This is a genomic window from Kitasatospora saccharophila, from assembly GCF_039529925.1.
GTDB lineage: Bacteria > Actinomycetota > Actinomycetes > Streptomycetales > Streptomycetaceae > Kitasatospora > Kitasatospora saccharophila.
Window position 1 is genome coordinate 56,133 of the sequence record NZ_BAAANS010000004.1, and the last position, 21,713, is coordinate 77,845.

The following is a 21,713-nucleotide window of genomic DNA, read 5'->3' on the forward strand; positions in this document are numbered from 1 at the left end:
CGCGGGGAGTGCCGGGCGGCGCGCTACCCGGGGGAGTTGGGGCGGGTCAGGCCCAGGTCGTAGGTGAAGATGACGGCCTGCACCCGGTCGCGGGCGCCGATCTTGGCGAGGACCCGGCCGACGTGGGTCTTGACGGTGGATTCGGAGAGGACGAGGCGTTCGGCGATCTCGCCGTTGGTCCAGCCCCGGCCGACGGCGAGCAGGATCTCGCGTTCGCGGCCGGTCAGCGCGGCCAGCCGGGGGTCGTCGTCGACCGGGCCGGCCGGGCGGGCCGGGAGGTGGTGGGCGTAGGCGTCGAGCAGGCGGCGGGTGACGGCGGGGGCCACCACGGCGTCGCCGACGGCCACCGCGCGCACGCCGGCCAGGAGTTCCTCGGGGCGGGCGTCCTTGAGCAGGAAGCCGCTGGCCCCGGCGCGCAGCGCGGCGTGCGCGTACTCGTCCAGGTCGAAGGTGGTCAGCACCAGGACCCGGGAGCGGCCGCCGGCGGCGACGATCAGCCGGGTCGCCTCGATGCCGTCCATGCCGGGCATCCGGATGTCCATCAGGACCACGTCGGGGCGCAGTTCGGCGGCCAGCCGGACCGCTTCCGCGCCGTGCCCGGCCTCCCCGGCCACCGAGGTGTCGGGCTGGCTCTCCAGCAGCATCCGGAAGCCGAAGCGCTGCAGGGGCTGGTCGTCCACGATCAGGACGGTGGTCACACCGGGCCTCCGGCCGGGTCGAGGGCGTGCGGGGCGGGCAGGTCGAGGGCGTGCTGGGCGTGCGGGTCGAGGGCGTGCGGGGCGTGCGCAGGCAGGGCGCCCAACGCGGGTGCCGGGGCGACGGGGGTGACGTCCAGGTCGGCGAGCACCGACCAGCCCCCGCCCGGGGCCGGGCCCGCCGTGACGGTGCCACCGTACAGCGCGGCCCGCTCCCGCATGCCGGTGACGCCCTGGCCCTCGCCGGGGGGCGTGCCGTCCGGCGCGGGGGCGCCGCCGGGCGGGCCGCTGTCGTCGATCCGGACCCGCAGCCGGGTGTCCACGAGCGAGACGGAGACCCGGGTGCGGGCCTGCGGGCCGGCGTGCTTGAGGGTGTTGGTGAGCGCCTCCTGGACGATCCGGTAGACCGTCAACTGGACGCCGCGGTCCAGCGTTTCGAGGGCACCCTCGGTGCGGTGCAGCACCTCGGGGCCCGCCGCCCGGATCCGGCCGCACAGTCCGTCCAGGTCGGCGATGCCCGGCTGCGGGGCCAGTTCGGGGCCGGCGCCGTGCTCGCGCAGCACGCCCAGCATCCGGCGCAGCTCGCCGAGCGCCTGCCGGCCCGCGTCGCCGATCAGGGTCAGCGCCTCCGGCCCGCGCTCGGGGGTGGAGCGGGCCGCGTAGGCGCCGCCGTCCGCGAGGGTGATGATCACCGACAGGTTGTGGCCGATGATGTCGTGCATCTCCCGGGCCACCCGGGCGCGTTCGCTCGCCGCGGCCAGCCGGCTGCGCTGGTCGCGCTCCACCTCCAGCCGGGCGGCCCGCTCGCGCAGCCCGGCCAGCTGGGCCCGGCGCACCCGCACCGCGATGCCCAGGGCGACGGCGGCCGTCACCGCCGCGACCAGGAAGAACAGCACGTCCCACACCGGCACCGCCGAGGACAGCCGGGCGGCGACCAGCCCGGTGCCGAGCGCGCTGGCCGCGCAGGCCCAGGCGAGGTCGCGCAGCCGCCCGTGCAGGGCCAGCGCGTACAGCGCCAGCAGCAGCGCCGCGTCCGCCCGCAGCGCCGCGCCGAGCGACCACTGCACCAGGAACACCGCCGTCACGGCGGCGAACGCGGCGGCCGGCCGGCGGCGGCGCCACAGCAGCGGCAGCAGCAGCGCGGCCTGGAAGGCCAGCACGGCGGGCAGCGGCAGGTGGGTGAAGGCGACGCGGTGCCCGCGCGGGCCGTCGCCGTCCCCGTCGTGCACCAGGTCGGGGACGCAGAACGCCAGGAAGGAGAGGGCGACCACGGCGGCGTCCAGCAGCCAGGGGCGCCGGACGGCGGGCCCGCGCAGGCGCTGCCCGGCCCGGGCCAGCTGGTCGAGCAGCGGGTGGCCCGGCAGTGGCGCGCCCTCGGCGCCCTGCGGGTGGTGGGGGAGGACCGGATCGTGCACGGGAAGCCCCAGGGGTGGTCGGACGGCGTACGGCGCGGCGCCCGGGCGGCGGTCGGCCGCCCGGGCACCACGGGGGTGGATCAGTCTGTCAGGTGTCGGACGGGGGGTCAGGCGTCGCGCCGCAGCAGCCGCACCGCGGCGCCGGCCAGCGCCGCCGCCGTCCACAGCGCGAACACGGCGAGCCCGGCGCCCGGCGACAGCGTGGTGCTGTCGTGGTGCAGGGCGAACATCGCCTCGCCCGCGCTGCTCGGCAGGTACGGGCTGATGTGGCTGTGCCAGGACTCGGGCAGCAGCGAGATCAGGCCGGGCACCAGCATCAGCGAGGCGACCAGCACCGAGATGCCGCCGGCGATCGAGCGCAGCAGCATGCCCAGCGCGACGCCGATCACGCCGACCAGCGCCAGGTACAGGCCCGCGCCGAACAGGCCGCGCACCACCCCGGCGTCCGAGAGGGTCAGCGCCGCCCTGGTGCCGGAGAGGATCCCGCTGCCGCACAGGAAGGCGACGAACACCCCGACCGTGGCCAGCACCAGCGCGACCGCCCCGTACACCAGGGCCTTCGCCCACAGCACCGGCAGCCGGCGCGGCACCGCGGCCAGCGTGGAGCGGATCATGCCGGTCGAGTACTCGCCCGCCGCGATCAGCACGCCCAGCACGCCGAGCGCGAGCTGCGCGAAGTTGGTGCCGAACAGCGACAGGGTGAGCGCGCTGGCATCGGCGAAGTCCCGGTCCATCTGCCGGCCGGAGGTCAGCCGGGACTTGAACTGGTAGGCGGCGATCAGGCCGAACGCGATCAGGAAGAACAGGCCGAGGCCCAGGGTGATCCAGGTCGAGCGCAGCGACCAGGCCTTCGCCCACTCGGAGCGCAGCACCCGGACGAAGGTGACCCGGTAGGGCGGACGGGCGGGGCGGGCGGCGGTGGCGGCCGGCTCGGTGACGGTGGTGGTGCTCACGCGGCGCTCCTCGAAGCCTCGGCGGGGGTGGTGGCGGAGCCGTGGTACTCCACGGCGTCCCGGGTCAGGTCCATGAACGCCTGCTCCAGGGAGACCGTGCGGGTGGCCAACTCGTAGAGCGTGATGCCGTGTTCGGCCGCGACGGTGCCGATCCGGCGGGCCGTCAGGCCGGTCACCTCCAGCTCCTCCGAACCGCTCCGGCCGGTGATCTCCACGCCGGGCCCGGTGAGCAGCCCGCGCAGCTTCGCCGGGTCGGCGGAGGCGACCGTGACCCGGTCCCCGCCGGCCTGCCCGACCAGCTCCCGCACCGTGGTGTCGGCCAGCAGCCGGCCCCGGCCGACCACGATCAGGTGGTCGGCGACCAGCGCGACCTCGCTCATCAGGTGCGAGGAGACGAACACCGTCCGCCCCTCGGCGGCCAGGCCGGTGAGCAGGTTGCGGATCCACAGCACGCCCTCCGGGTCGAGGCCGTTGACCGGCTCGTCCAGCATCACCGTGGCCGGGTCGCCCAGCAGCGCCGCCGCGATGCCCAGCCGCTGCCCCATGCCCAGCGAGAACGCCCCGGCCCGCTTCTTCGCCACCGACTCCAGGCCGGTCAGGCCGATCACCTCCTCGACCCGGGCGCGCGGGATGCCGTGGGTGTGCGCCAGCGCCATCAGGTGGTTGAACGCCGAGCGCCCCGGGTGGATCGACTTCGCCTCCAGCAGCGCGCCGACCTCCTGCAGCGGCGCGGCGTGCTCGGCGTAGCGGCGGCCGTTGACCCGCACCGAGCCGCCGGTGGGCGCGTCCAGCCCGACGATCATCCGCATCGTGGTGGACTTCCCGGCGCCGTTCGGGCCGAGGAACCCGGTCACGCTGCCCGGCCTGACGGTGAAGTCCAACCCGTCGACGGCGGTCTTCTCGCCGTAACGCTTCGTCAACTGCTGCGCCTCGATCATCGGCCCGCTCCCTACCGCCACCGGCCGGGACCGTCCCGACCGCCTCGCCAGCGCCGCGTCAGGTGCGGCACCGGCAACGCTAGGCGCGGCCCGGGCCCGGACGGCGGCACCCGGGGACGATCATTCGCCGCCGGGTGGTACCGGGGTACTACCCCCTCCGGGTGCCGGGTGCCGGGTGCGAGGTGGGGACGCCGTACCCGACGCGGTGCCGCCGTACCCGACGCGGCGCCGCCGCCCGCCGGGCCCGTTTCGCCGCCCGGGGCGGGGGCACACGCGCCGACATGGACCAGTCCCAAGCGCCGGTGCTAGAGGCCCTCGCGGCCTTCCACGCCAACCCGCTGACCGTGTTCACCCCGCCCGGCCACAAGCAGGGGCGGGGCGCCGACCCGCGCGTCCTGGAGGTACTCGGGCCGGACGTGTTCCGCTCCGACGTGCTGGCCAGCGGCGGCCTCGACGACCGCACCGACTCGCGCGGCATCCTGCCGCACGCCCAGGCGCTGATGGCCGAGGCGGTCGGCGCCGAGCACACCTTCTTCTCCACCTGCGGCAGCTCGCTGTCGGTCAAGGCCGCGATGCTCTCCGTCGCCGGGCCGCACGAGGAACTGCTGGTGAGCCGGGACGCCCACAAGTCCGTGGTGGCCGGTCTGATCCTGGCCGGGATCCGCCCGGTCTGGGTCGACCCGTCCTGGGACCCGAAGCTGCACCTGGCCCACCCGCCGCGCGCCGAGGCGTTCCGGGCCGCCCTGGAGCGGCACCCGGACGTCAAGGGCGCGCTGGTCACCTCGCCCACCCCGTACGGCACCTGCGCCGACCTGAAGGGCATCGCCGAGGTGTGCCACGCGGCCGGGAAGCCCCTGATCGTCGACGAGGCGTGGGGCGCGCACCTGCCCTTCCACCCCGACCTGCCGCAGTGGGCGATGGACGCCGGGGCGGACGTGTGCGTCACCTCCGTCCACAAGATGGGATCGGCCCTCGAACAGAGCTCGGTCTTCCACCTGCAGGGCGACCTGGTCGCCCCCGACGTCCTCAAGCAGCGCGAGGACCTGCTCGGCACCACCAGCCCCTCCGTGCTGCTGTACGCCGCGCTCGACGGCTGGCGCCGCCAGATGGTCCAGCACGGCCGCGAGCTGTTCGGCGCCGCGCTGGCGCTGGCCGCCGACGTCCGCGAGCGGATCGACGCCCTGGACGGGCTGCACGTCCACGGCCGGGCCGACTTCTGCGGGCCCGAACTGGCCGCCGACCTCGACCCGCTGCAGGTGATCGTCGACGTCTCCGCGCTCGGCACCACCGGCTACCGGGCCGGCGACTGGCTGCGCTCCCACCACCAGCTCACCCTGCACGTCTGCGACCACCGCCGGATCAGCGCCCAGCTCACCCACGCCGACGACAGCACCACCGCCGACGCCCTGCTGCACGGCCTGCGCGAACTCGTCGACGCCGTGCCGACCCTGCGCCCGGCCACCACCGTGGACGTCCCCGACCCGGGCGAGCTGCGGCTGGAGCAGGCGGACCTGCCGCGCGACGCGTTCTTCGGGCCGACCGAGCAGGTGCCGCTGAAGGAGGCGGCCGGCCGGATCGCCGCCGAGATGCTCACCCCGTACCCGCCCGGCATCCCCGCCGCGCTCCCCGGCGAACGCCTGAACGACGCCGTCCTGGAGTACCTGCGCACCGGACTGGAGGCGGGCATGCTCATCCCCGACAGCGCCGATTCCGACCTGGCGACCGTCAAGGTCGTCCGCGAGCCGTGAGCACCGACGGCCCCCGGCCCGGCCTGGACGAGCGCGCCGTGCTGGCCCGGCAGGTCACCGCCGCGCTCGCCGCCGCCGGACACACCGTCGCCACCGCCGAGTCGCTCACCGCCGGACGGCTCGCCGCCGTCCTCGCCGACGCCCCCGGCGCGGGCGGGGTCTTCCTCGGCGGCGTCGTCGCCTACGCGGCCGAGCTCAAGACCGGCCTGCTGCGGGTGGACGCCGCGCTGGTCGCCGAGCAGGGCACCGTCCACCCCGAGGTCGCCGCCCAGATGGCCGAGGGCGTCCGGGGCCGCACCGGCGCCACCTACGGCCTGGCCACCACCGGCGTGGCCGGGCCCGCCCCGCACGACGGCCGCCCCGTCGGCACCGTGCACGTCGCCGTCAGCGGCCCCGGCGGCACCCGCACCGCCTGCCCCGAGCCGCCCACCGACCGGCCCGCCGACGTCCGGGCCGCCACCGTCGAAGCCGCCCTGCGCCTGCTGCGCGACGCGCTGCGCCCCGACGGCTGAACGGACGGACAGGTGTGGTGCGCGGACCCCGGGGTACACGCGGCGGCCGTCGGGCCGCGACAGACGGAGGTGGAGCCATGCGCGGACGGATCGACCGGATCGCCGAACCCTGGGGCGACCGGACCCCGTACGGACCGGGGCAGCCGTGGCCGGCCCGCCGCGACAGCCACCTGACCGGATCCGGCGTCGACCGCTGGGTGCCGGCCGCCTCGCTGCTGCACTCCAACGGCGACGCGATGGACGTCGCGGTGCGCGACGGCCGGATCGTCGGGGTGCGCGGCCGGACCGACGACCGGACGAAGCAGCCGCTGGACGCGCACGGCCCCGGCGCGATCGGTTTCCACACCTCCGGGCAGCTGTTCCCGGAGGAGTACCACACGCTCGCGGTGATCGCCCGCGCGGGCATCGACACCAACCACCTGGACGGCAGCACCCGGCTGTGCACCGCCACCGCCGCCGAGGCGCTCAAGGAGACCTTCGGCTGCGACGGCCAGCCCGCCTCCCACACCGACGTCGACCACTGCGACACGTTCGCCCTGTTCGGCCGCAACATGGCCGAGACCCAGCCGGTGCTGTGGATGCGGGTGCCGGACCGCCTCGCCGGGCCCGAACCGCCCCGGCTGCTGTGCGTCGAGAAGCGCACCCCCGCGTGGGCCGCGCGGATCTGCGACGTGCCCGCCCGGGAGATCCGGCGGGCCGCCGAACTGCTCGGCGACGCACGGAGGTTGCTCTCCACCGTGCTGCAGGGCGTCTACCAGTCGCGCCAGGCCACCGCCGCCGTCCAGGTCGACAACCTCCAGCTGCTGCGCGGCATGCTCGGCCGCCCCGGCTGCGGGGTGCTCCAGATGAACGGCCAGCCCACCGCCGAGAACACCCGCGAGTGCGGCGCCGACGGCGACCTGCCCGGCTTCCGCAACTGGCAGAACGCCGCGCACGTCGCCGAACTCGCCGACCAGCGGCCCGACCCCGCCCCGGAGGCCACCCCGTGAACCCCGTCGAAGCCGTGCTGTACGCCCTCCACAGCGGCGAACTCGCCCTCCGGGACGGCCTGCTGGCCGCCGCCGAGGACCACCGGGACGAACACGAGTTCCACCACGTCGCCACCGACACCGCCCGCTGGTCCGCCGAACACGCCCGGCTGATCGCCGCCACCGCCACCGAGCGCGGCCTGCACCTGCCCGCCGACCGGGAGCCCTCCGCCGCCCTCACCCGGCTGCGCCGCAAGGCCGCGGAGGATCTCGACCCGCACCCCGAACCCGGCCTCCCCGCCCTGCTGGAGACCCTGGGCGAACTGCACCTCGCCGCGAGCCGCAACTCGCTGCACTGGGAGATGCTCGCCCAGGCCGCGCAGGCCGGCCGGGACGGCGGACTGCTCGCCCTGGCGAGCCGCTGCCACCCGCAGACGCTCCGCCAGATGCCGCTGGACCAACACCCTGATCAAGACGCTCTCACCACAGCTGCTGACCGCGTAGACCACTACGGGAGGAGCCACCCATGCGCATCGGATACACCCTCATGACCGAGCAGCGCGGCCCGCGCGACCTGGTCGCCGACGCGGTGCGCGCCGAACGGGCCGGGTTCGACTTCGCGGTCGTCTCCGACCACTACTTCCCCTGGCTGGACGAGCAGGGCCACGCCCCCTACGCCTGGGCGGTGCTCGGCGCGGTCGCCCAGGCCACCGCCGAACTGCCGCTGATGACGTACGTGACCTGCCCGACCGTCCGCTACCACCCGGCGGTGGTCGCGCAGAAGGCCGCCACCGTGCAACTGCTCTCCGAGGGGCGGTTCCGGCTCGGGCTGGGCAGCGGGGAGAACCTCAACGAGCACGTGGTGGGCCGCGGTTGGCCCCCCGTCGCGGTCCGGCAGGAGATGCTGGCCGAGGCCGTGGAGATCATCCGGGCGCTGTTCGCCGGCGGCTACGTCACCCACCACGGACGCCACTTCCAGGTGGACGGCGCCAAGCTCTGGGACCTGCCCGAGCAGCCGCCGCCGATCGGCGTCGCCGTCTCCGGGCCGGTCTCCTGCGCCACCGCCGGGCGGCTCGCCGACCTGGTGATCGCCGTCCAGCCCGAGCGCGAACTGCTCACCGCCTTCGCCGAGGCCGGCGGCGCGGGCAAGCCCGCGGTCGGCCAGGTGCCGGTCTGCTTCGACCGTGACCGGGACGCCGCCGTCGCCCGCGCGCACGCCCAGTTCCGCTGGTTCGGCGGTGGCTGGAAGGTCAACGCCGACCTCCCCGGCACCGCCGCCTTCGCCGCCGCCAACCAGTACGTCCGCCCCGAGGACGTCGCCGGCTCCATCCCGTGCGGCGACCGGGTCGAGGACTTCCTCGACGCCGTCCGCCCCTACGCCGCGGCCGGGTTCGACGAACTCGCCCTGATCCAGGTCGGCGGCGAGAGCCAGCCCGCGTTCGCCGACTGGGCCGAGCACGAGCTGCTGCCCGCGCTGCGCGCCGCCTGACCCGGCCGGGTCGCGGCGGGGCGGTCGGCTACACCGAAGCAGCCCGCCGCCTCGCCGACGACCTCAAGAACGAGCAATCACCCGAATATCCGACACTTCCTCAGGCGGGCTGCCCGTCGGCGGGGGGCGGGGAGGCGCGCCGCCACTCCGCGGTGATGGTGAAGTTGGCCTCCGTCGCGGTCTTGGCGATCACCACACCGGCCTCGGCCGTGAGCTTGATCCCGAACCCGACGGTGACCCGCTCCGGCGCGTCGGCCAGGCTCCTGATCTGGCCGACGACCGAGGCGAGTGCGGGTCGGATCCGACCGACGGCCTCCTGGAAGGTCTCCGCGCCGTGGCGCACCGCGTCGGGTCCGCGGCCCACCCGCTGGATCCCGCCGGCCTCCTCCGCGACCTCGACGGTGAGGTGTCCGCCGTCGTCGAGAGGAATCGTGAAGAGTTCCGGCATTCTTTCAATCTCCTTTGCTGCAAAGCATGTTGATGTGGCATTAGGCTAGCTCCAGGCGCTGTCGGACGGGGGGCGGGTCGTTCGCGCGGAGGGCCGGGGGAGCCTCATGACGGTCGGCATCAGCGGAGTGACGGGGCCCGGTGCGGCCGTGGTCCGGGTCTGGGACCACCGCGGGAGGCCGGCCGGCGGCGCCGTGCTGGCGGCGCCGGGGCACCTGGTCACCGTCGCCCACGTGGTGAACGTCGCGCTGGGCCGGGGCAAGGAGTCGGCCGAGCGTCCGGACGGGCCGGTCGAGGTGGACTTCCCGCTGCTGGCGCCCGGCCGCCGGATCGCGGCCGAGGTCGTCCACTGGGTGCCGCCCGCCGCGGACGGGCCTCCCGGAGAGCCCGAGGACCTGGCGCTGCTGCGCCTGCTGGAGGACGCCCCGCCGGGAGCCGCGCCGGCCGCCCTCTCCGAGCGCGCCGCCCGGTTCGACGACCGGATCATGACGTTCGGCTTCCCGAAGCGCCTGGACGACGGGGTGTGGATCCTGGGCCGACTGCGCGGACCGCAGGCTGCCGGCTGGGTGCAGGTCGACGTGGACCGGGCCGGTGCCTTCGACTTCCAGGAGGGGGTCTCCGGGGCGCCGGTGTGGGACGCCGGCGGCGAGGGCGCGCTCGGCGTCATGGTCGCCGCCTGGCAGGGGCCGCGCGGCGGCCTCAGCGGCTACCTGGTGCCGACGGCCGTCCTGCACGCCGCGCTGCCCGGGCTGCGCGCGGTGGCGCGCCCGCCCTCCCCGTTCCCCGGCCTGCGCGCCTTCGACGAAGAGGACGCGCACCTGTTCTTCGGCCGGACCGAGCTGGTCCGCCGCATCACCGACCTCGTCGACCGGACGCCGGTGACGACGGTCATCGGGTCGTCCGGCGCGGGGAAGTCCTCGCTGGTTCGGGCCGGAGTCCTGCCCGCCCTCCGCGCGCGACAGGACACGCTGGTCGTCCTGCTGCGGCCCTCGGGCGGCCTCACCCCGCTGCGGGCGCTCGCCGCCGCGCTCGACCGCGCGGTCGCCCCGGACCGCGAACCGGCCGACCGGGTCGCCGGCAGCGGCCGGATCGAGCAGGCGCTCAGGGACGGGCACGAACGCGAGGTCGTCCGGACCGTCCTCGCGCGGTGCGGGGCCGACCGGCTGCTGCTCGTCGTCGACCAGTGGGAGGAGGCGTGGGCCGGGGCGTCCGAGGAGGCGGCCGACTTCAACGACCTGCTCGGCCGGGCCCTGGACCCCCACCCGCCGTTCACCGTGCTGACCGTGCTCCGGGCCGACTTCCTCGGCACCGCCCTCCAGGCCGCCGAGTCCTCGCCGCTGGTCCAGGAGGAACGGCTGGTCACGGTCGCCGAGCCGAGCAGCGGCGAACTGCACGAGGCGCTGACCGGACCGCTGCGCCACACGCCGTCGGTGACCTTCGAAGCGGGCCTGGTGGACCGCCTGCTGACGGACGCGGGGCCGACCTCCGGAGCTCTGCCGCTGCTCCAGTTCGTGGCCGCCGAGCTGTGGGCGCGGCAGGACCACGGCCGGCTCACCCACGCGGCGTACGACACGCTCGGCGGTGTGCGGGGCGCCCTCGCCCGGCACGCCGAGAACGTGTGGAGCGGACTCGACGCCGAGCACCGGGCCCACGCCGACCGGCTGCTGGCCCAGTTGGCCAGCCCGCTGTCCGAGGGCAGCGGCTACGTCCGCCGGCTCGCCCTCCTCGAAGACGAGGACACCGGCCTGCTCGCCGTCGCGAGCGTCCTGGCGGGCGCCCGGCTGCTCGTCCTGCGGGAGACGGACCGCACGTCGCCGGACGGGTACCCGGTGGTCGGGGCCGAGCTCGCCCACGACACCCTCGCCACCCACTGGGCCCGGCTGAACGACGTCCTTGCCGCCAGCCGGGAGTTCCGGCTCTGGCAGGAGGGCCTCCGGCAACGGATTGCCCAGTGGGAGGCGAGCGGCGAACGCGGTCGGCGCCTGCTGACCGGCGCGGCAGACCTCCGGGACGCCCGTCGGTGGGCACGCTCGCACGACCTCGAACTGAGCCTGGACGAACACGACTTCATCACCCGGAGCCGCCGGAGGCGGCGGACCCGGCGGGGATTCCTGGCGGTCCTGGCCTTCCTGACCGCGTGGATCGTGCCCATAGCGGTGACCGAGCACAACGACGAGGTGCGGCGCGCCGCCGACGAGGCCGCCACGCTGGCCATGGACGCCAGGGACCACGCGGGCGCCAACAACTACTGGTCGGCCACCGAGGCGCTGCGGGCGTACCGGAGCAGCCCGATCGGCACGGCACGGCACGCGGTCGACGACGCGTGGACCTGGGCCCGTGACGTCGACCGGCTCCTCCCGGACGGCACGACCGGGGGCTCCCGGGAGGACGCCTCCTCGGACGCCTACAACCTGCGGAACACCTCCACGGCGGACGGCCGCACGCTCATCAGCACCGATGGCGGACGGGCCACCGTCTGGCAGCTGCGCGACGGCCGACTGACCCCGCGGGTGCTCCCGAACAGCGAGGTCGGCTTCCTCCGCCTGGCCGCCGTCAGCGCCGGCGGTCGGTACGCCGCCTACGCGGTGGTGTCGTCCTCGCCCGAGGACTCGGGCGGGCGGACCACGGCCTGCAACGACGGGGCCACCGGCATGCAGCTGACCGTGTGCGTGGTCGTCCACGACCTCGTCGGCGGGCGCGTCCGGTCCTTCCCGATCGGACCGTTCGGCTTGGCGACCGGTGTCGCCGCCCTCAGCGTCGACCCGTCGGAACGGGTGCTCGGCGTGGTGCGGGACGACGCCGAGCTGCTGCGGTGGGACCTCGACACGGGCGCGGCGCTCCCCGACGTCGGGCGAGTCCCACCGGCGTCCGGCCGGAGCGTGCCGCTCTCCCAGGTGTCCGGCCTCTGGCTGGCGCCCGGTGGCTCGGCGGCGGTCCTGCTGGGCGGCGACGGGTCCGACGACCGTCCCACGGCCGACGGCCGACCTTCCTCCTCCCTCCACCACGTCGACCTCACCGGTGCGCCGGCCCGCTGGACGGTACTGGCCCGGGGGCTGGCGCCCGCAGGGGCGGCGGTGTCGGCGGACGGCACCCGGGTGGCGGCCGGGGTACCCGCCGACGGCGGTGCGAACGCTCCGTCCGGGCTCGCCGGAGAGTTCCGGGCGTGGGACGTCGCCAGCGGGTCCCTGGTCGCCCGCTCCGGCGGACAGCCGGCCGCCGCGGTCGCCGGAGCGCTCGCGCTCGACCCGCACGGCACCCGGCTGACCATCGTGACCGCCTCCTTGACGTCCGACACCGGGCACGAGGTGTTCGAGTGGCAGGTCGGCCGCGACGAGCTCGACGATCCCGCCGTTCCCCCTGCTCGGCTCGGCGACCCCTGGTTGCTGGTGCGTCGGATCGGCGAGGGACCGGACGCGCCGATCGCGCTGTTCACCCGGGGCGCCGTGGGCCTGATCCTGCCGAAGGACGGACGCACGCCGTGGGAACGGCTCCAGGCCGAGGAACGGTCGCCGCAGGCCGTGCCCGACTCCCGCCACCAGGTGGCACACCTCTGTGCGGCGCTCCTGAACGACGGCGACCCGCCCGACGGGTGGCGGGACACCGCCGCGGGCCGGGCGTGCCCGGCCGGCTGAGCGCCCGCCGCCCGGCGGCGTCGGCGGTCCGGCCGGTCACTGCCACGGCGCCGTCCCACTGGCGGACCAACCCCGACCCGGCCCGGAACACGAGCCCTGAACGCGGGGATGAAACGCCCGGTCAGCCGCCGAACTCGGCGACCGCCGCCGCCACGATCGCGTCCAGGCGCGCGTGGTGCGCCCCGCGCCAGTAGACCTGCCCGCAGTCGGCGCACTGGGCGAAGGCGTCGTACGAGCGCTCGGTCCCCTCCTCGATCCGGTCGTGCACCGCCTCCTTGGCGGCGGCGCGCAGCGTGCCGTTGCAGGCGGTGCACCTGGTCCACGGCGCCAGCGGCGGCGCGAACCGGGAGAGCACGTCGCGCAGTTGGTCGGCCGGCCGGTGGCTGTAGACGTAGCCGCCGGCCCACAGCTCGCGCCGGTGCAGCAGGCCCCGGTCCCGGGAGAGCAGCACCCGCCGCTCGGCGGCCGACCGGGCGGCCAGCGCCGGGTCGCCGATGTCCACGCTCTCGTACGCGGCGTCGACGCCGAGCAGCCGCAGCCGGCGGGCCAGCGTGCCCAGGTGGACGTCGAGCAGGAAGCGGGCCGGTCCGGCCAGCCGCTGGGGCCTGGTCACCCCGAGCACCGCGACCCGGGCGCCCGGCCCGGCGACCCGGGAGGCGGGCACGGGCCCGCCGTCGACGCGCAGTTCGCCGACCTCGGTGAGCGGGACGCCCAGCGACTCGACCACGTGCCCGAGCGTCGAGGCGCCGTCGGTCCGCACCGCGGCGAGCCCGTCGCGGTACCGGGCGCGGACGAAGAGGTGCAGGTCGGGGGCGAACTCGATCCAGATCTCCGGTCTCTCCACGGCACCAGCATGCCAGCGGCCCCGAGCGCTCCTCCCACCCGGGGCCGCGGTCCGCCCGGTCAGGGCTTGAACAGCACCTTGACCGCGCCGTCCCGCTTCTGCTGGAACATCGCGTACGCCTCCGGCGCCTCGGCCAGCGGCAGGTGGTGGGTGGCGAAGGAGTCCACGCCCAGCGGGTCGGCGTCGGTCAGCAGCGGCAGCAGCTCGTCCGTCCAGCGGCGCACGTTGGCCTGGCCCATCCGCAGCTGGAGCTGCTTGTCGAACATGGTCAGCAGCGGCATCGGGTCGGCCGCGCCGCCGTACACGCCGGACACCGAGATGGTGCCGCCGCGCCGCACCAGCTCCACCGCCAGGTGCAGCGCCTGCAGCCGGTCCACCCCGGCCTTCTGCATCAGCGTCCGGGCCAGCGCGTCCGGCAGCAGGCCGGTCACCCGCTGCGCCACCGACGCGGCGGGGGAGCCGTGCGCCTCCATGCCGACCGCGTCGACCACGCTGTCCGGGCCGAGCCCGTCGGTCAGGTCGCGGACGACCTCCGGCAGCTGCTCGGGCCGGTCGTTCAGGTCCAGCACCACCGCGCCGCGCTCGCGGGCCCGCTGCAGCCGCTCCGGCACCAGGTCGACGCCGATCACCTGCCGCACCCCCGGGCGCAGCAGCGCCATCCGCACGCACATCTCGCCGATCGGGCCCAGGCCCAGCACCAGCAGCGTGCCGCCCTCCGGCACCGCCGCGTACTCCAGCGCCTGCCAGGCCGTCGGCAGCACGTCGGAGAGGAACACGAACCGGTCGTCCGGCGGCCCGTGCGGCACCTTCACCGGCAGCGTGTCGCCGAACGGGACCCGCAGCAGCTCGGCCTGACCGCCCGGCACCTGGCCGTACAGCTTGGTGTAGCCGAACAGCGCCGCGCCGCTGCCGTACTCGCGCACCTGGGTGGTCTCGCACTGCGAGTGCAGCCCGTTCGCGCACATCCGGCAGGTGCCGCAGCTGACGTTGAACGGCACCACCACCCGGTCGCCCGGGCTCAGCGCGCGCACCGCGCCGCCCACCTCGCGGACGGTGCCCATCGCCTCGTGGCCCAGGACGTCGCCCGGGTCGAGGAACGGCCCGAGCACCTCGTACAGGTGCAGGTCGGAGCCGCACAGGCCGGTCGAGGTCACCTCCACCAGCACGTCCGAGGGTTCTTGGATCCGCGGGTCGGGCACCTCCGTCACCTTGACGTCCCGCCTGCCCTGCCAGGTCACCGCGCGCATCACGCGCTCCTTCCGTGGGGATGGTCAATTCGCCTGCGGGCCGGGTTCGTTGTTCTCCCGCCCGGCCCGGTCGCCGAGGGCGGTCAGCACCGGCACCAGCCGTCCGGTGCGCCCGGCCGCCGCCTCGCCCGGCAGGTCGTGCTCCGCCACCCGGCCCGGCCCCGGCAGCAGCCGGCCCGCCGCGCCCAGCAGCGCCCCGAACGTCGCCGGGGCCACCCCCTCCAGGCGCACCGCCAGCTTCGCCGCCGGGGTCAGCACCAGCTCCGGCCGCCCCCGTTCGGCGGCCCGCACGATCCGGCGCGCCGCCCGGCCCGCGTCCATCGACAGCAGCGGCAGGCTCGCCGCCGGGCCGAACCAGGAGTACTCCAGCGGCGCCCGGCCGGAGAACCGGGCCGCCCGGTGCGAGCCCGTCCGCATCAGGCCCGGCACCACCGTGGTCACCCGCACCCCCGTGCCGGCCAGCTCCACCCGCAGCCCGCGGGAGAACGCCGCCAGCGCGGCCTTCGCCGTCACGTACGGCAGCAGGTGCGGCGCCGGGACGGGCCCGCCGATCGAGGCGATGTTCACCACCGAGCCCGCGCCGCGCTCGCGCATGCCGGGCAGCACGGCCAGCACCAGTTCCACCGGCGCCGCGACCATGACGTCCCAGGAGGAGCGGAAGTCGTCCCCGACCAGCGCCGGCAGCGGCCCGACCTGGATCACCCCCGCGTTGTTCACCAGCAGGTCCAGCGGACGCCCCAGCCGTTCGGCCGCCTCCGCGGCCACCGCCCGCCCCGCGCCCGGCACCGACAGGTCGCACTCCAGCGCCGCCCGCCGGGTCGTCAGCCGCCCCAGTCTCCGCTCCGCGAAAGCCAGTTCGGCGCCGTTCCGGGCGCACACCGCGACCCGGCAGCCGCGCCGGGCCAGCTCCTCGGCGACCAGCAGGCCCAACCCGCGCGACCCGCCGGTGACCAGCGCCGCCCGGTCCGCGAAATCCACCCGTGCCACGTCCGTCACCCCTTCTCCGCATCCGACTGTGCCGCGCCTGCCCGAGGTGCAGGGGAGGAAACCGGGCGATAAGAGATGTACGGGGACATTCGTCCGTTTCTGCTCGGGCCCGGCGGGTTAGCCGGGACGGTGACGCCCACGACCTCCACGCTCCGGAAGGACACCCATGACTGCCGACGACACCCGCCCCGACCTGCCCGGCGCGCCCAGCGCCGGCGAACCGACGGTCGAGGAGCCCGTCGAGCCCCGCCCGCCGCTGCCGCCCAAGCCCGACCAGGCCGCCCCCGAGCCGCTCTCGGCGACCGGCCGCCGCCCGCAGGACGGCAGCGGCCCGGTCCGCGCCCAGGACGGTGCGTACCTGACCAACGCGCAGGGCACCCGGCTGCCGGACTCCGACCACTCGCTGAAGGCCGGACCGCGCGGCCCCGTCCTGCTCCAGGACCACCACCTGCGCGAGAAGATCACCCATTTCGACCACGAGCGGATCCCCGAGCGCGTGGTGCACGCCCGCGGCGCCGCCGCGCACGGCGTGTTCGAGAGCTACGGCACGGGCGCGGGCCTCAGCAAGGCCGGGTTCCTCGCGGCCGGAGTCAGGACGCCCGTCTTCGTCCGGTTCTCCACCGTGCTCGGCTCGCGCGGCTCCGCCGACACCGTCCGCGACACCCGCGGCTTCGCCACCAAGTTCTACACCGACGAGGGCGTCTTCGACCTGGTCGGCAACAACATCCCGGTGTTCTTCATCCAGGACGCGATCAAGTTCCCGGACGTCATCCACGCGGGCAAACCGCACCCCGACCGGGAGATCCCGCAGGCGCAGTCCGCCCACGACACCTTCTGGGACTTCGTCTCGCTGCACACCGAGGCCACCCACCACACCCTGTGGAACATGTCCGACCGGGGCATCCCGCGCTCCTACCGGACGATGGAGGGCTTCGGCATCCACACCTTCCGGCTGATCGCCCCCGACGGCTCCACCTCCCTGGTCAAGTGGCACTGGAAGCCCAAGCTCGGCGTCCACTCGCTGACCTGGGACGAGGCCCAGCTGATCGGCGGCGCCGACCCCGACTTCCACCGCCGCGACCTGTACGACGCCATCGAGGCCGGCGCGTTCCCGCACTGGGAACTCGGCGTCCAGGTCATGCCGGACACCCCCGAGCAGACCTTCGAGGGCATCGACCTGCTCGACCCGACGAAGATCGTCCCCGAGGAGCTGGTGCCGGTCCAGCCGCTCGGCCTGATGACCCTGAACGCCAACCCGACCAACTTCTTCGCCGAGGTCGAGCAGGTCGCCTTCCACCCCGGCCACCTGGTGCCCGGCATCGACATCACCGACGACCCGCTGCTCTCCGGCCGGCTCTTCTCCTACCTGGACACCCAGATCACCCGGCTGGGTGGCCCCAACTTCGCCCAGATCCCGATCAACCGCACCCACGCCCCCGTCAACGACATGCTGCGCGACGGCTTCCACCAGGACGCCGTGCACACCGGCGTCGCCCCCTACAAGCCCAACTCGCTGGACGGCGGCTGCCCGTTCTTCGCCGGCGCCGACGAACACGCCTTCATCGAGCACCCGCAGCCCGTCCCCGAGTCCCGGAAGGTCCGGGAGGCGCCCGCCTCGTTCGACGACCACTACAGCCAGGCCCGGCTCTTCTGGCTCAGCATGACGCCCGTCGAGCAGGAGCACATCATCAACGCCTACTCCTTCGAGCTCGGCAAGTGCACCGAACCCGCCGTCCGCGAACGCAACCTGCGGGTGCTGGCCCGGATCGACGCCCGGCTGTGCGCCGAGGTCGCCACCGGCCTCGGCCTGCCCGCGCCCGCCCCCGACGGCGACCTGGCCGACCCCGACCCCAGCCCCGCGCTCTCCCAGCTCGGCCGCGAGTGGCCGGTCGCGGGCCGGACGGTGGGCATCCTCACCGGCCCCGACACCGACCCCGGCGTGCTCGCCGCCGTCCGCGAGGCCGCGCTCGCCGCCGACCTGGTGCCCCTGGTGGTCGCCCCCACCGGCGGCGATCCGGCCGAGGTGCAGCGCAGCTTCGCCACCGCCCGCTCGATCGAGTTCGACGCCGTCCTGCTGGCCGGCGTCCCCGGCCCCGCCCCCGACGCCGCCCCCGCCCGGGACGCCCGCGCCGCCGGACCGCACGCCGCCCTCGACCCGCGGCTGGTCCTGCTGCTCGGCGAGGCGTGGCGGCACGCCAAGGCGATCGGCGGCTGGGGCGACGCCCGCGACGTCCTGGCGGCCGCCGGGCTCCCGTCGGACGGGCCCGGCCTCGTCCTCGGCACCGACCCGGTGCAGGTCCTGCGCGACCTGGCGGACCTGCTCGCCGGGCACCGGGTCTGGGACCGCTTCCCGCCGCCCGAGCAGGGCTGAACCGGCGCGGAATCGGACGGATTTTCGTACCGGTGACGGCATGGACGGGCGATCAGCGGGCAGACGGCGGACGTACTGATCCGAAGGAGGACAAATCGTGGTTCCGCTTCTGCTGGTCCTGCTCCTGGCCCTGCTCCTGTTCGGCGCCGGGTTCGCGGTGAAGATCCTGTGGTGGGTCGCGGTCATCGTGCTCGTCGTGTGGCTGGTGGGCTTCATCGCCCGCGGCACCAACGCGACCGGCGGCCGCGGACGTTGGTACCGCTGGTAGCGGATCCCGCGGTACCGACGACGCCGACGGCGGAGGCTCACGGCCTCCGCCGTCGGCGTACGTGCGGTGCGGGCGGTACGTACGACGTGCGGCACGTCGAGCGGGGGCCTCACCAGCGGGAGGCGCGGGGACGGGTGTCGTCCAGCAGCGGCGGGGCGAGCGGCTGCCACTCGATCATCATGATGGTCGCGTCGTCGGTGAGCCCCTCGTCCTGGTGCTCCAGGATCGCGTGCATCAGCCGGCGCAGCGTCTCCGGCGCGGTCTCCCCGGCGCCGGCGGCCCGGATCACGAAGTCGGTGAACCGGGCCAGGCCGAAGAACTCGTGGTTGGCCCCCTTCGCGTCCACCACCCCGTCGGTGTAGATCAGCAGCCGGTCGCCCGGCTTGAGCGAGAAGGTCCGCACCGTCCGCGCGGCGCCGGTGTAGTGGCTCAGCCCCAGCGGCAGCTCGCCGGGCCCGTCCAGCGCGCCCGGGACCACCTCGCCGGAGCGGATCAGCAGCGGGTGCGGATGGCCGCAGTTCGCCCAGTGCAGGGTGCCGGTGGCGAGGTCCAGCCGCAGAAAGACACCGGTGGCGAACCGGTCCGGGAACCAGGCGTGCAGCGCCTCGTCGATGGTGTCCACCAGGTCCGGCAGGTCGGCGCCGTTGCGGCGGGCGTTGCGGCAGGCGCCCAGCGCCAGCGCGGCGGTCAGGCCGGACGCCAGGTCGTGGCCCATCGCGTCCAGCACCGCGGCGTGCAGCACCCCGTCGGCCAGCGAGTGCTCGAACGCGTCCCCGCCCAGCCGGTAGGCCGGCTCCAGGACGGCGGTGGAGATCGCCCGGTCGGTGCAGACCGTCCGCGGCGGCAGGAAGGCCCGCAGCATCTCGGACGGCAGGCTCATGGTGTCGGACCGGGTGCCGTGCGCGTAACTGTCGCTGGTGTCCCGCTTGGAGGTGATCACCATCGCCAGCACCGAGGTCAGCAGCCGGCAGCGCCGCACCGCCTCCCGGTCCAGCGACGGCGTGCGCAGCCCCAGCACGCCCAGCCGCTCGGCGCCGTCGGTCAGCGGGAACCAGGCCACCAGGCCCGCGTCGGGGTCCTCGGCCACCCGCATCGTCCCGGTCCGGAACGCCCAGCCCGCCAGCGTGCCGTCGACCGGCAGGTCCGGCCCCTCGGCGAGGGCGACCAGCCGGTGCTGCTGGATGTCCGCCAGGTACACGGCCGCCGAGCCCAGGCCCAGCGCCCGGGTGTACTGCTCGGCGAAGCGCGGCGCCTCCCCCGGGTCGAGGGTGCGGCCCGCGGTCAGGAACCGCTCCAGCAGCTCCTCGCCGAGGTTCAGCGGCGGTGTCGTGTCGGGTGCCCCGGGCGCTCCCGGTACCTCAGGCATCGCTCAGGCTCGTTCCGGGCACGGCCCGGCCCGCCGGGCGGGAGCCGGACGGGCGGGGAGCGGACGGACGGGACCCCGACGGACGGGACCCCGACGGACGAGACCCCGACGGACGGGGCGCGGGCAGCCGGGGGGCCGGCTCGGCGTGCGGGCCCAGCCGCAGGTCGCGTTCGAGCTCCTCGATCCGGGCCGCGACCGCCGACGGCTCCGGACGGACCGCGGCCCCGGGGCGCCCGCGGTCCAGCGCCACCGCGCCGACCAGGCCGTGCAGCGCCAGGACGGGCAGCGCCACCGGCCACAGCGCGCCCGCGCACAGCGCGAACGCCTCGGTCTGCTGCCGCTCCTGCCGCTCGAACGTGCCGACCCGCCGCGCCGCGGCACCCGCCCGCGCCCCGCCCGCCCGCAGGAAGCGCTCCCGCTCCCGCCGGAAGACCGCCCGGGCCGTCAACAGCCCTCCGAGCAGGTAACCCGCCACCACCCCCAGACACAGCACCACCACCGTTGCTCGCCTCCTCGCTCACTACGCCTCTCCGGGTACGCCGCGCGTATGCCCGGCCTCGCGCCGGTCAACGGCCCCGCTCCCGGATCGGCGTTCGAATCAGCGCTCGGGCCGGCGTTCGGACGGGCGCCCGGCCGGGTCGTCGGCACCGCCCCCGGGCCCCTCCCCGTCCGGCGTGCGCCAGGACTCCGTCCCCTGCCCGGTCGGGCCCGGCCCGCCCGGGAGCCGGCGGCGGTTCCACCGTCGGCTGCCCCAGACGAACGCCCCGATCAGCAGCACCGCGACGATCAGCGCCGGAATGATCACCACCAGGAGGGACGGGCCGCTCGACTCCGCTGCCAGTACCGCGTCGACCGTCATGACCTGCTCCTTCCGCTCGGACGGGCCCGCTCGAACGGACCCGTGACGCCGGGCGTCTACCCGGTCAATTCGGGATGAATGCCGAAAAGCCCTGGAAATCGCCGTGTCGTTCTCGGGCCCCCGGGTAGGCGGTACGACTGTCGAAGCGGAGCGGCCCCCCCTGGCCGTCCGACTCCTTACCGGGGAATCCCATGAACAACACGAAGTTGGCAACCGCCGTGGTCGCGGGCTACTTCCTGGGGCGCTGGCACAAGGCCCGCTGGGCGTTGGCACTGGCCGGAATGGCGGCAGGAAAGAAACTCAGCACGAATCCCGGCGTTCTGGTCGGTCAACTCCTGGAGTCCTCACCGCAGTTGCGCGGCCTGGTGGACGAAATGCGGGGCGACCTGGCGGACGCGGGCAAGGACGCCGTCATGGCGGCTGCGGGCAACCGGATGAGCGCGCTCACCGACCGCCTCCAGCAGCAGACCGAAGCCGTCCGGGAACGGACCGCCGCGCGCGGCCAGGACGACGAGGGACCGGACGACCAGGAACCGGACGAGGTGGACGAGACCGAGTCCGACGACAGCGAGCCCGACGAGCCCGAGCCCGACGAGGAACCGGACGACGAGGAGTCGGACGAGGCCGAGGAGGAGCCCGAGGACGAGGCCGAGTCGGAGGAGGAACCGGAGGAGGAGCCCGAGGAGGAGAAGAAGCCGCGCCGCCGCACGTCCCGCAGCAGTAGCAGCGGAGCGTCCGGCACGAGCAGCTCCTCGAAGCGCCCCTCCCGGTCGACCGCCGCGAAGAAGGCGGCGGCCCCGCGCAAGTCGGCGGCCCCGCGCACGACCGCGGCCCGCAAGACCGCCGCCTCGTCGTCGTCCGGCCGGAAGTCGACCGGGACCGCGTCCGCCCGCAAGAGCGCGTCGGGCGCGAAGAGCGCCGGGGGCGGCGGGACGCGGACCAAGGCGTCGTCCAGGAAGAAGACGGGGTGAGCG

Annotated in this window: 18 protein-coding genes and 2 pseudogenes; 9 read left to right on the forward strand and 11 right to left on the reverse strand. The window is 75.4% G+C overall.

From position 1 onward, the window contains the following. Window positions 1-23: 23 nt before the first annotated feature. The 4 genes from ABD345_RS04530 to ABD345_RS04545 all read right to left on the reverse strand — a co-directional run bounded on the left by ABD345_RS04530 (window position 24) and on the right by ABD345_RS04545 (window position 4,001). Window positions 24-698 carry a response regulator gene (locus ABD345_RS04530; protein WP_344550428.1) on the reverse strand — a complete coding sequence of 225 codons (675 nt, stop codon included), beginning with the start codon at window positions 696-698 and terminating at the stop codon, window positions 24-26. After that, window positions 695-2,059: a sensor histidine kinase gene (locus ABD345_RS04535; protein ID WP_344550569.1), complete on the reverse strand. Its 1,365-nt coding sequence runs from the start codon at window positions 2,057-2,059 to the stop codon at window positions 695-697. The genes ABD345_RS04530 and ABD345_RS04535 overlap by 4 nt, the downstream gene beginning before the upstream one ends. A gap of 158 nt (window positions 2,060-2,217) precedes the next feature. Then, the gene (locus ABD345_RS04540) at window positions 2,218-3,063 is read right to left on the reverse strand and encodes an ABC-2 transporter permease (protein ID WP_344550429.1); all 846 of its coding nucleotides are present in this window, start codon (window positions 3,061-3,063) and stop codon (window positions 2,218-2,220) included. Then, a complete protein-coding gene (locus ABD345_RS04545; protein ID WP_344550430.1) occupies window positions 3,060-4,001 on the reverse strand; it encodes an ABC transporter ATP-binding protein in 942 nt (313 codons plus the stop codon). The genes ABD345_RS04540 and ABD345_RS04545 overlap by 4 nt, the downstream gene beginning before the upstream one ends. Window positions 4,002-4,282: 281 nt before the next feature. Here ABD345_RS04545 and ABD345_RS04550 point away from each other — a divergent pair, with 281 nt between their 5' ends. The 5 genes and pseudogenes from ABD345_RS04550 (at window position 4,283) to ABD345_RS04570 (ending at window position 8,718) form a co-directional block, all read left to right on the forward strand. Beyond that, entirely contained in the window at window positions 4,283-5,749 is a 1,467-nt protein-coding gene (locus ABD345_RS04550; protein WP_344550431.1) for an aminotransferase class I/II-fold pyridoxal phosphate-dependent enzyme, read from the forward strand. Then, the gene (locus ABD345_RS04555; RefSeq protein WP_344550432.1) at window positions 5,746-6,261 is read left to right on the forward strand and encodes a CinA family protein; all 516 of its coding nucleotides are present in this window, start codon (window positions 5,746-5,748) and stop codon (window positions 6,259-6,261) included. Before ABD345_RS04550 ends, ABD345_RS04555 begins: the two co-directional genes overlap by 4 nt. 77 nt (window positions 6,262-6,338) lie before the next feature. Then, window positions 6,339-7,247: pseudogene (locus ABD345_RS04560) on the forward strand (molybdopterin-binding domain-containing protein); the annotation flags it as partial. Beyond that, a pseudogene (locus tag ABD345_RS04565) lies at window positions 7,247-7,733 on the forward strand (hypothetical protein). The pseudogenes ABD345_RS04560 and ABD345_RS04565, both read left to right, overlap by 1 nt. Window positions 7,734-7,755: 22 nt before the next feature. Next, window positions 7,756-8,718, forward strand: coding sequence for an LLM class F420-dependent oxidoreductase (locus tag ABD345_RS04570; protein ID WP_344550433.1), 963 nt, complete (start codon window positions 7,756-7,758; stop codon window positions 8,716-8,718). A 100-nt stretch (window positions 8,719-8,818) separates the two neighbouring features. Here ABD345_RS04570 and ABD345_RS04575 read toward each other — a convergent pair whose 3' ends face one another. Beyond that, window positions 8,819-9,166, reverse strand: coding sequence for a CU044_2847 family protein (locus ABD345_RS04575; RefSeq protein ID WP_344550434.1), 348 nt, complete (start codon window positions 9,164-9,166; stop codon window positions 8,819-8,821). Between the two features lie 106 nt (window positions 9,167-9,272). On the opposite strand from ABD345_RS04575, the gene ABD345_RS04580 reads away from it, so the two are divergent. Further along, window positions 9,273-12,797 carry an nSTAND1 domain-containing NTPase gene (locus ABD345_RS04580; protein ID WP_344550435.1) on the forward strand — a complete coding sequence of 1,175 codons (3,525 nt, stop codon included), beginning with the start codon at window positions 9,273-9,275 and terminating at the stop codon, window positions 12,795-12,797. Window positions 12,798-12,918: 121 nt separating this feature from the next. Here the strand turns inward: ABD345_RS04580 and ABD345_RS04585 are convergent, their stop codons facing one another. Genes ABD345_RS04585 through ABD345_RS04595 form a run of 3 tightly spaced genes read right to left on the reverse strand, consistent with a single transcriptional unit; the run spans window position 12,919 to window position 15,875 of the window. After that, window positions 12,919-13,641: a Mut7-C RNAse domain-containing protein gene (locus tag ABD345_RS04585; protein WP_344550436.1), complete on the reverse strand. Its 723-nt coding sequence runs from the start codon at window positions 13,639-13,641 to the stop codon at window positions 12,919-12,921. Window positions 13,642-13,700: 59 nt separating this feature from the next. Then, window positions 13,701-14,888: an alcohol dehydrogenase catalytic domain-containing protein gene (locus ABD345_RS04590; RefSeq protein ID WP_344550437.1), complete on the reverse strand. Its 1,188-nt coding sequence runs from the start codon at window positions 14,886-14,888 to the stop codon at window positions 13,701-13,703. 24 nt (window positions 14,889-14,912) lie between these two features. Then, the gene (locus ABD345_RS04595; protein WP_344550438.1) at window positions 14,913-15,875 is read right to left on the reverse strand and encodes an SDR family NAD(P)-dependent oxidoreductase; all 963 of its coding nucleotides are present in this window, start codon (window positions 15,873-15,875) and stop codon (window positions 14,913-14,915) included. 166 nt (window positions 15,876-16,041) lie between these two features. Between ABD345_RS04595 and ABD345_RS04600 the strand changes: the two genes are divergently transcribed. Together ABD345_RS04600 and ABD345_RS04605 are read left to right on the forward strand one after the other, a co-directional pair. Next, window positions 16,042-18,246: a catalase gene (locus tag ABD345_RS04600; RefSeq protein WP_344550439.1), complete on the forward strand. Its 2,205-nt coding sequence runs from the start codon at window positions 16,042-16,044 to the stop codon at window positions 18,244-18,246. A 97-nt stretch (window positions 18,247-18,343) separates the two neighbouring features. Further along, window positions 18,344-18,514, forward strand: a complete 171-nt coding sequence (locus ABD345_RS04605) for a hydrophobic protein (RefSeq protein WP_344550440.1) — start codon at window positions 18,344-18,346, stop codon at window positions 18,512-18,514. A 109-nt stretch (window positions 18,515-18,623) separates the two neighbouring features. Here the strand turns inward: ABD345_RS04605 and ABD345_RS04610 are convergent, their stop codons facing one another. From ABD345_RS04610 to ABD345_RS04620, 3 genes are all read right to left on the reverse strand, one after another. Then, window positions 18,624-19,880 (reverse strand): PP2C family protein-serine/threonine phosphatase, encoded by a 1,257-nt coding sequence (locus ABD345_RS04610; RefSeq protein WP_344550441.1) that lies wholly within the window; start codon window positions 19,878-19,880, stop codon window positions 18,624-18,626. Continuing rightward, window positions 19,873-20,376, reverse strand: a complete 504-nt coding sequence (locus ABD345_RS04615) for a hypothetical protein (protein WP_344550442.1) — start codon at window positions 20,374-20,376, stop codon at window positions 19,873-19,875. The genes ABD345_RS04610 and ABD345_RS04615 overlap by 8 nt, the downstream gene beginning before the upstream one ends. A gap of 102 nt (window positions 20,377-20,478) precedes the next feature. Then, complete coding sequence (locus tag ABD345_RS04620; protein WP_344550443.1) at window positions 20,479-20,739, reverse strand: DUF6479 family protein; 261 nt, start codon at window positions 20,737-20,739, stop codon at window positions 20,479-20,481. 191 nt (window positions 20,740-20,930) lie between these two features. Here ABD345_RS04620 and ABD345_RS04625 point away from each other — a divergent pair, with 191 nt between their 5' ends. Next, on the forward strand, window positions 20,931-21,710 hold the full coding sequence (locus ABD345_RS04625) for a hypothetical protein (protein ID WP_344550444.1): 780 nt from the start codon (window positions 20,931-20,933) through the stop codon (window positions 21,708-21,710). Window positions 21,711-21,713 lie beyond the last annotated feature (3 nt).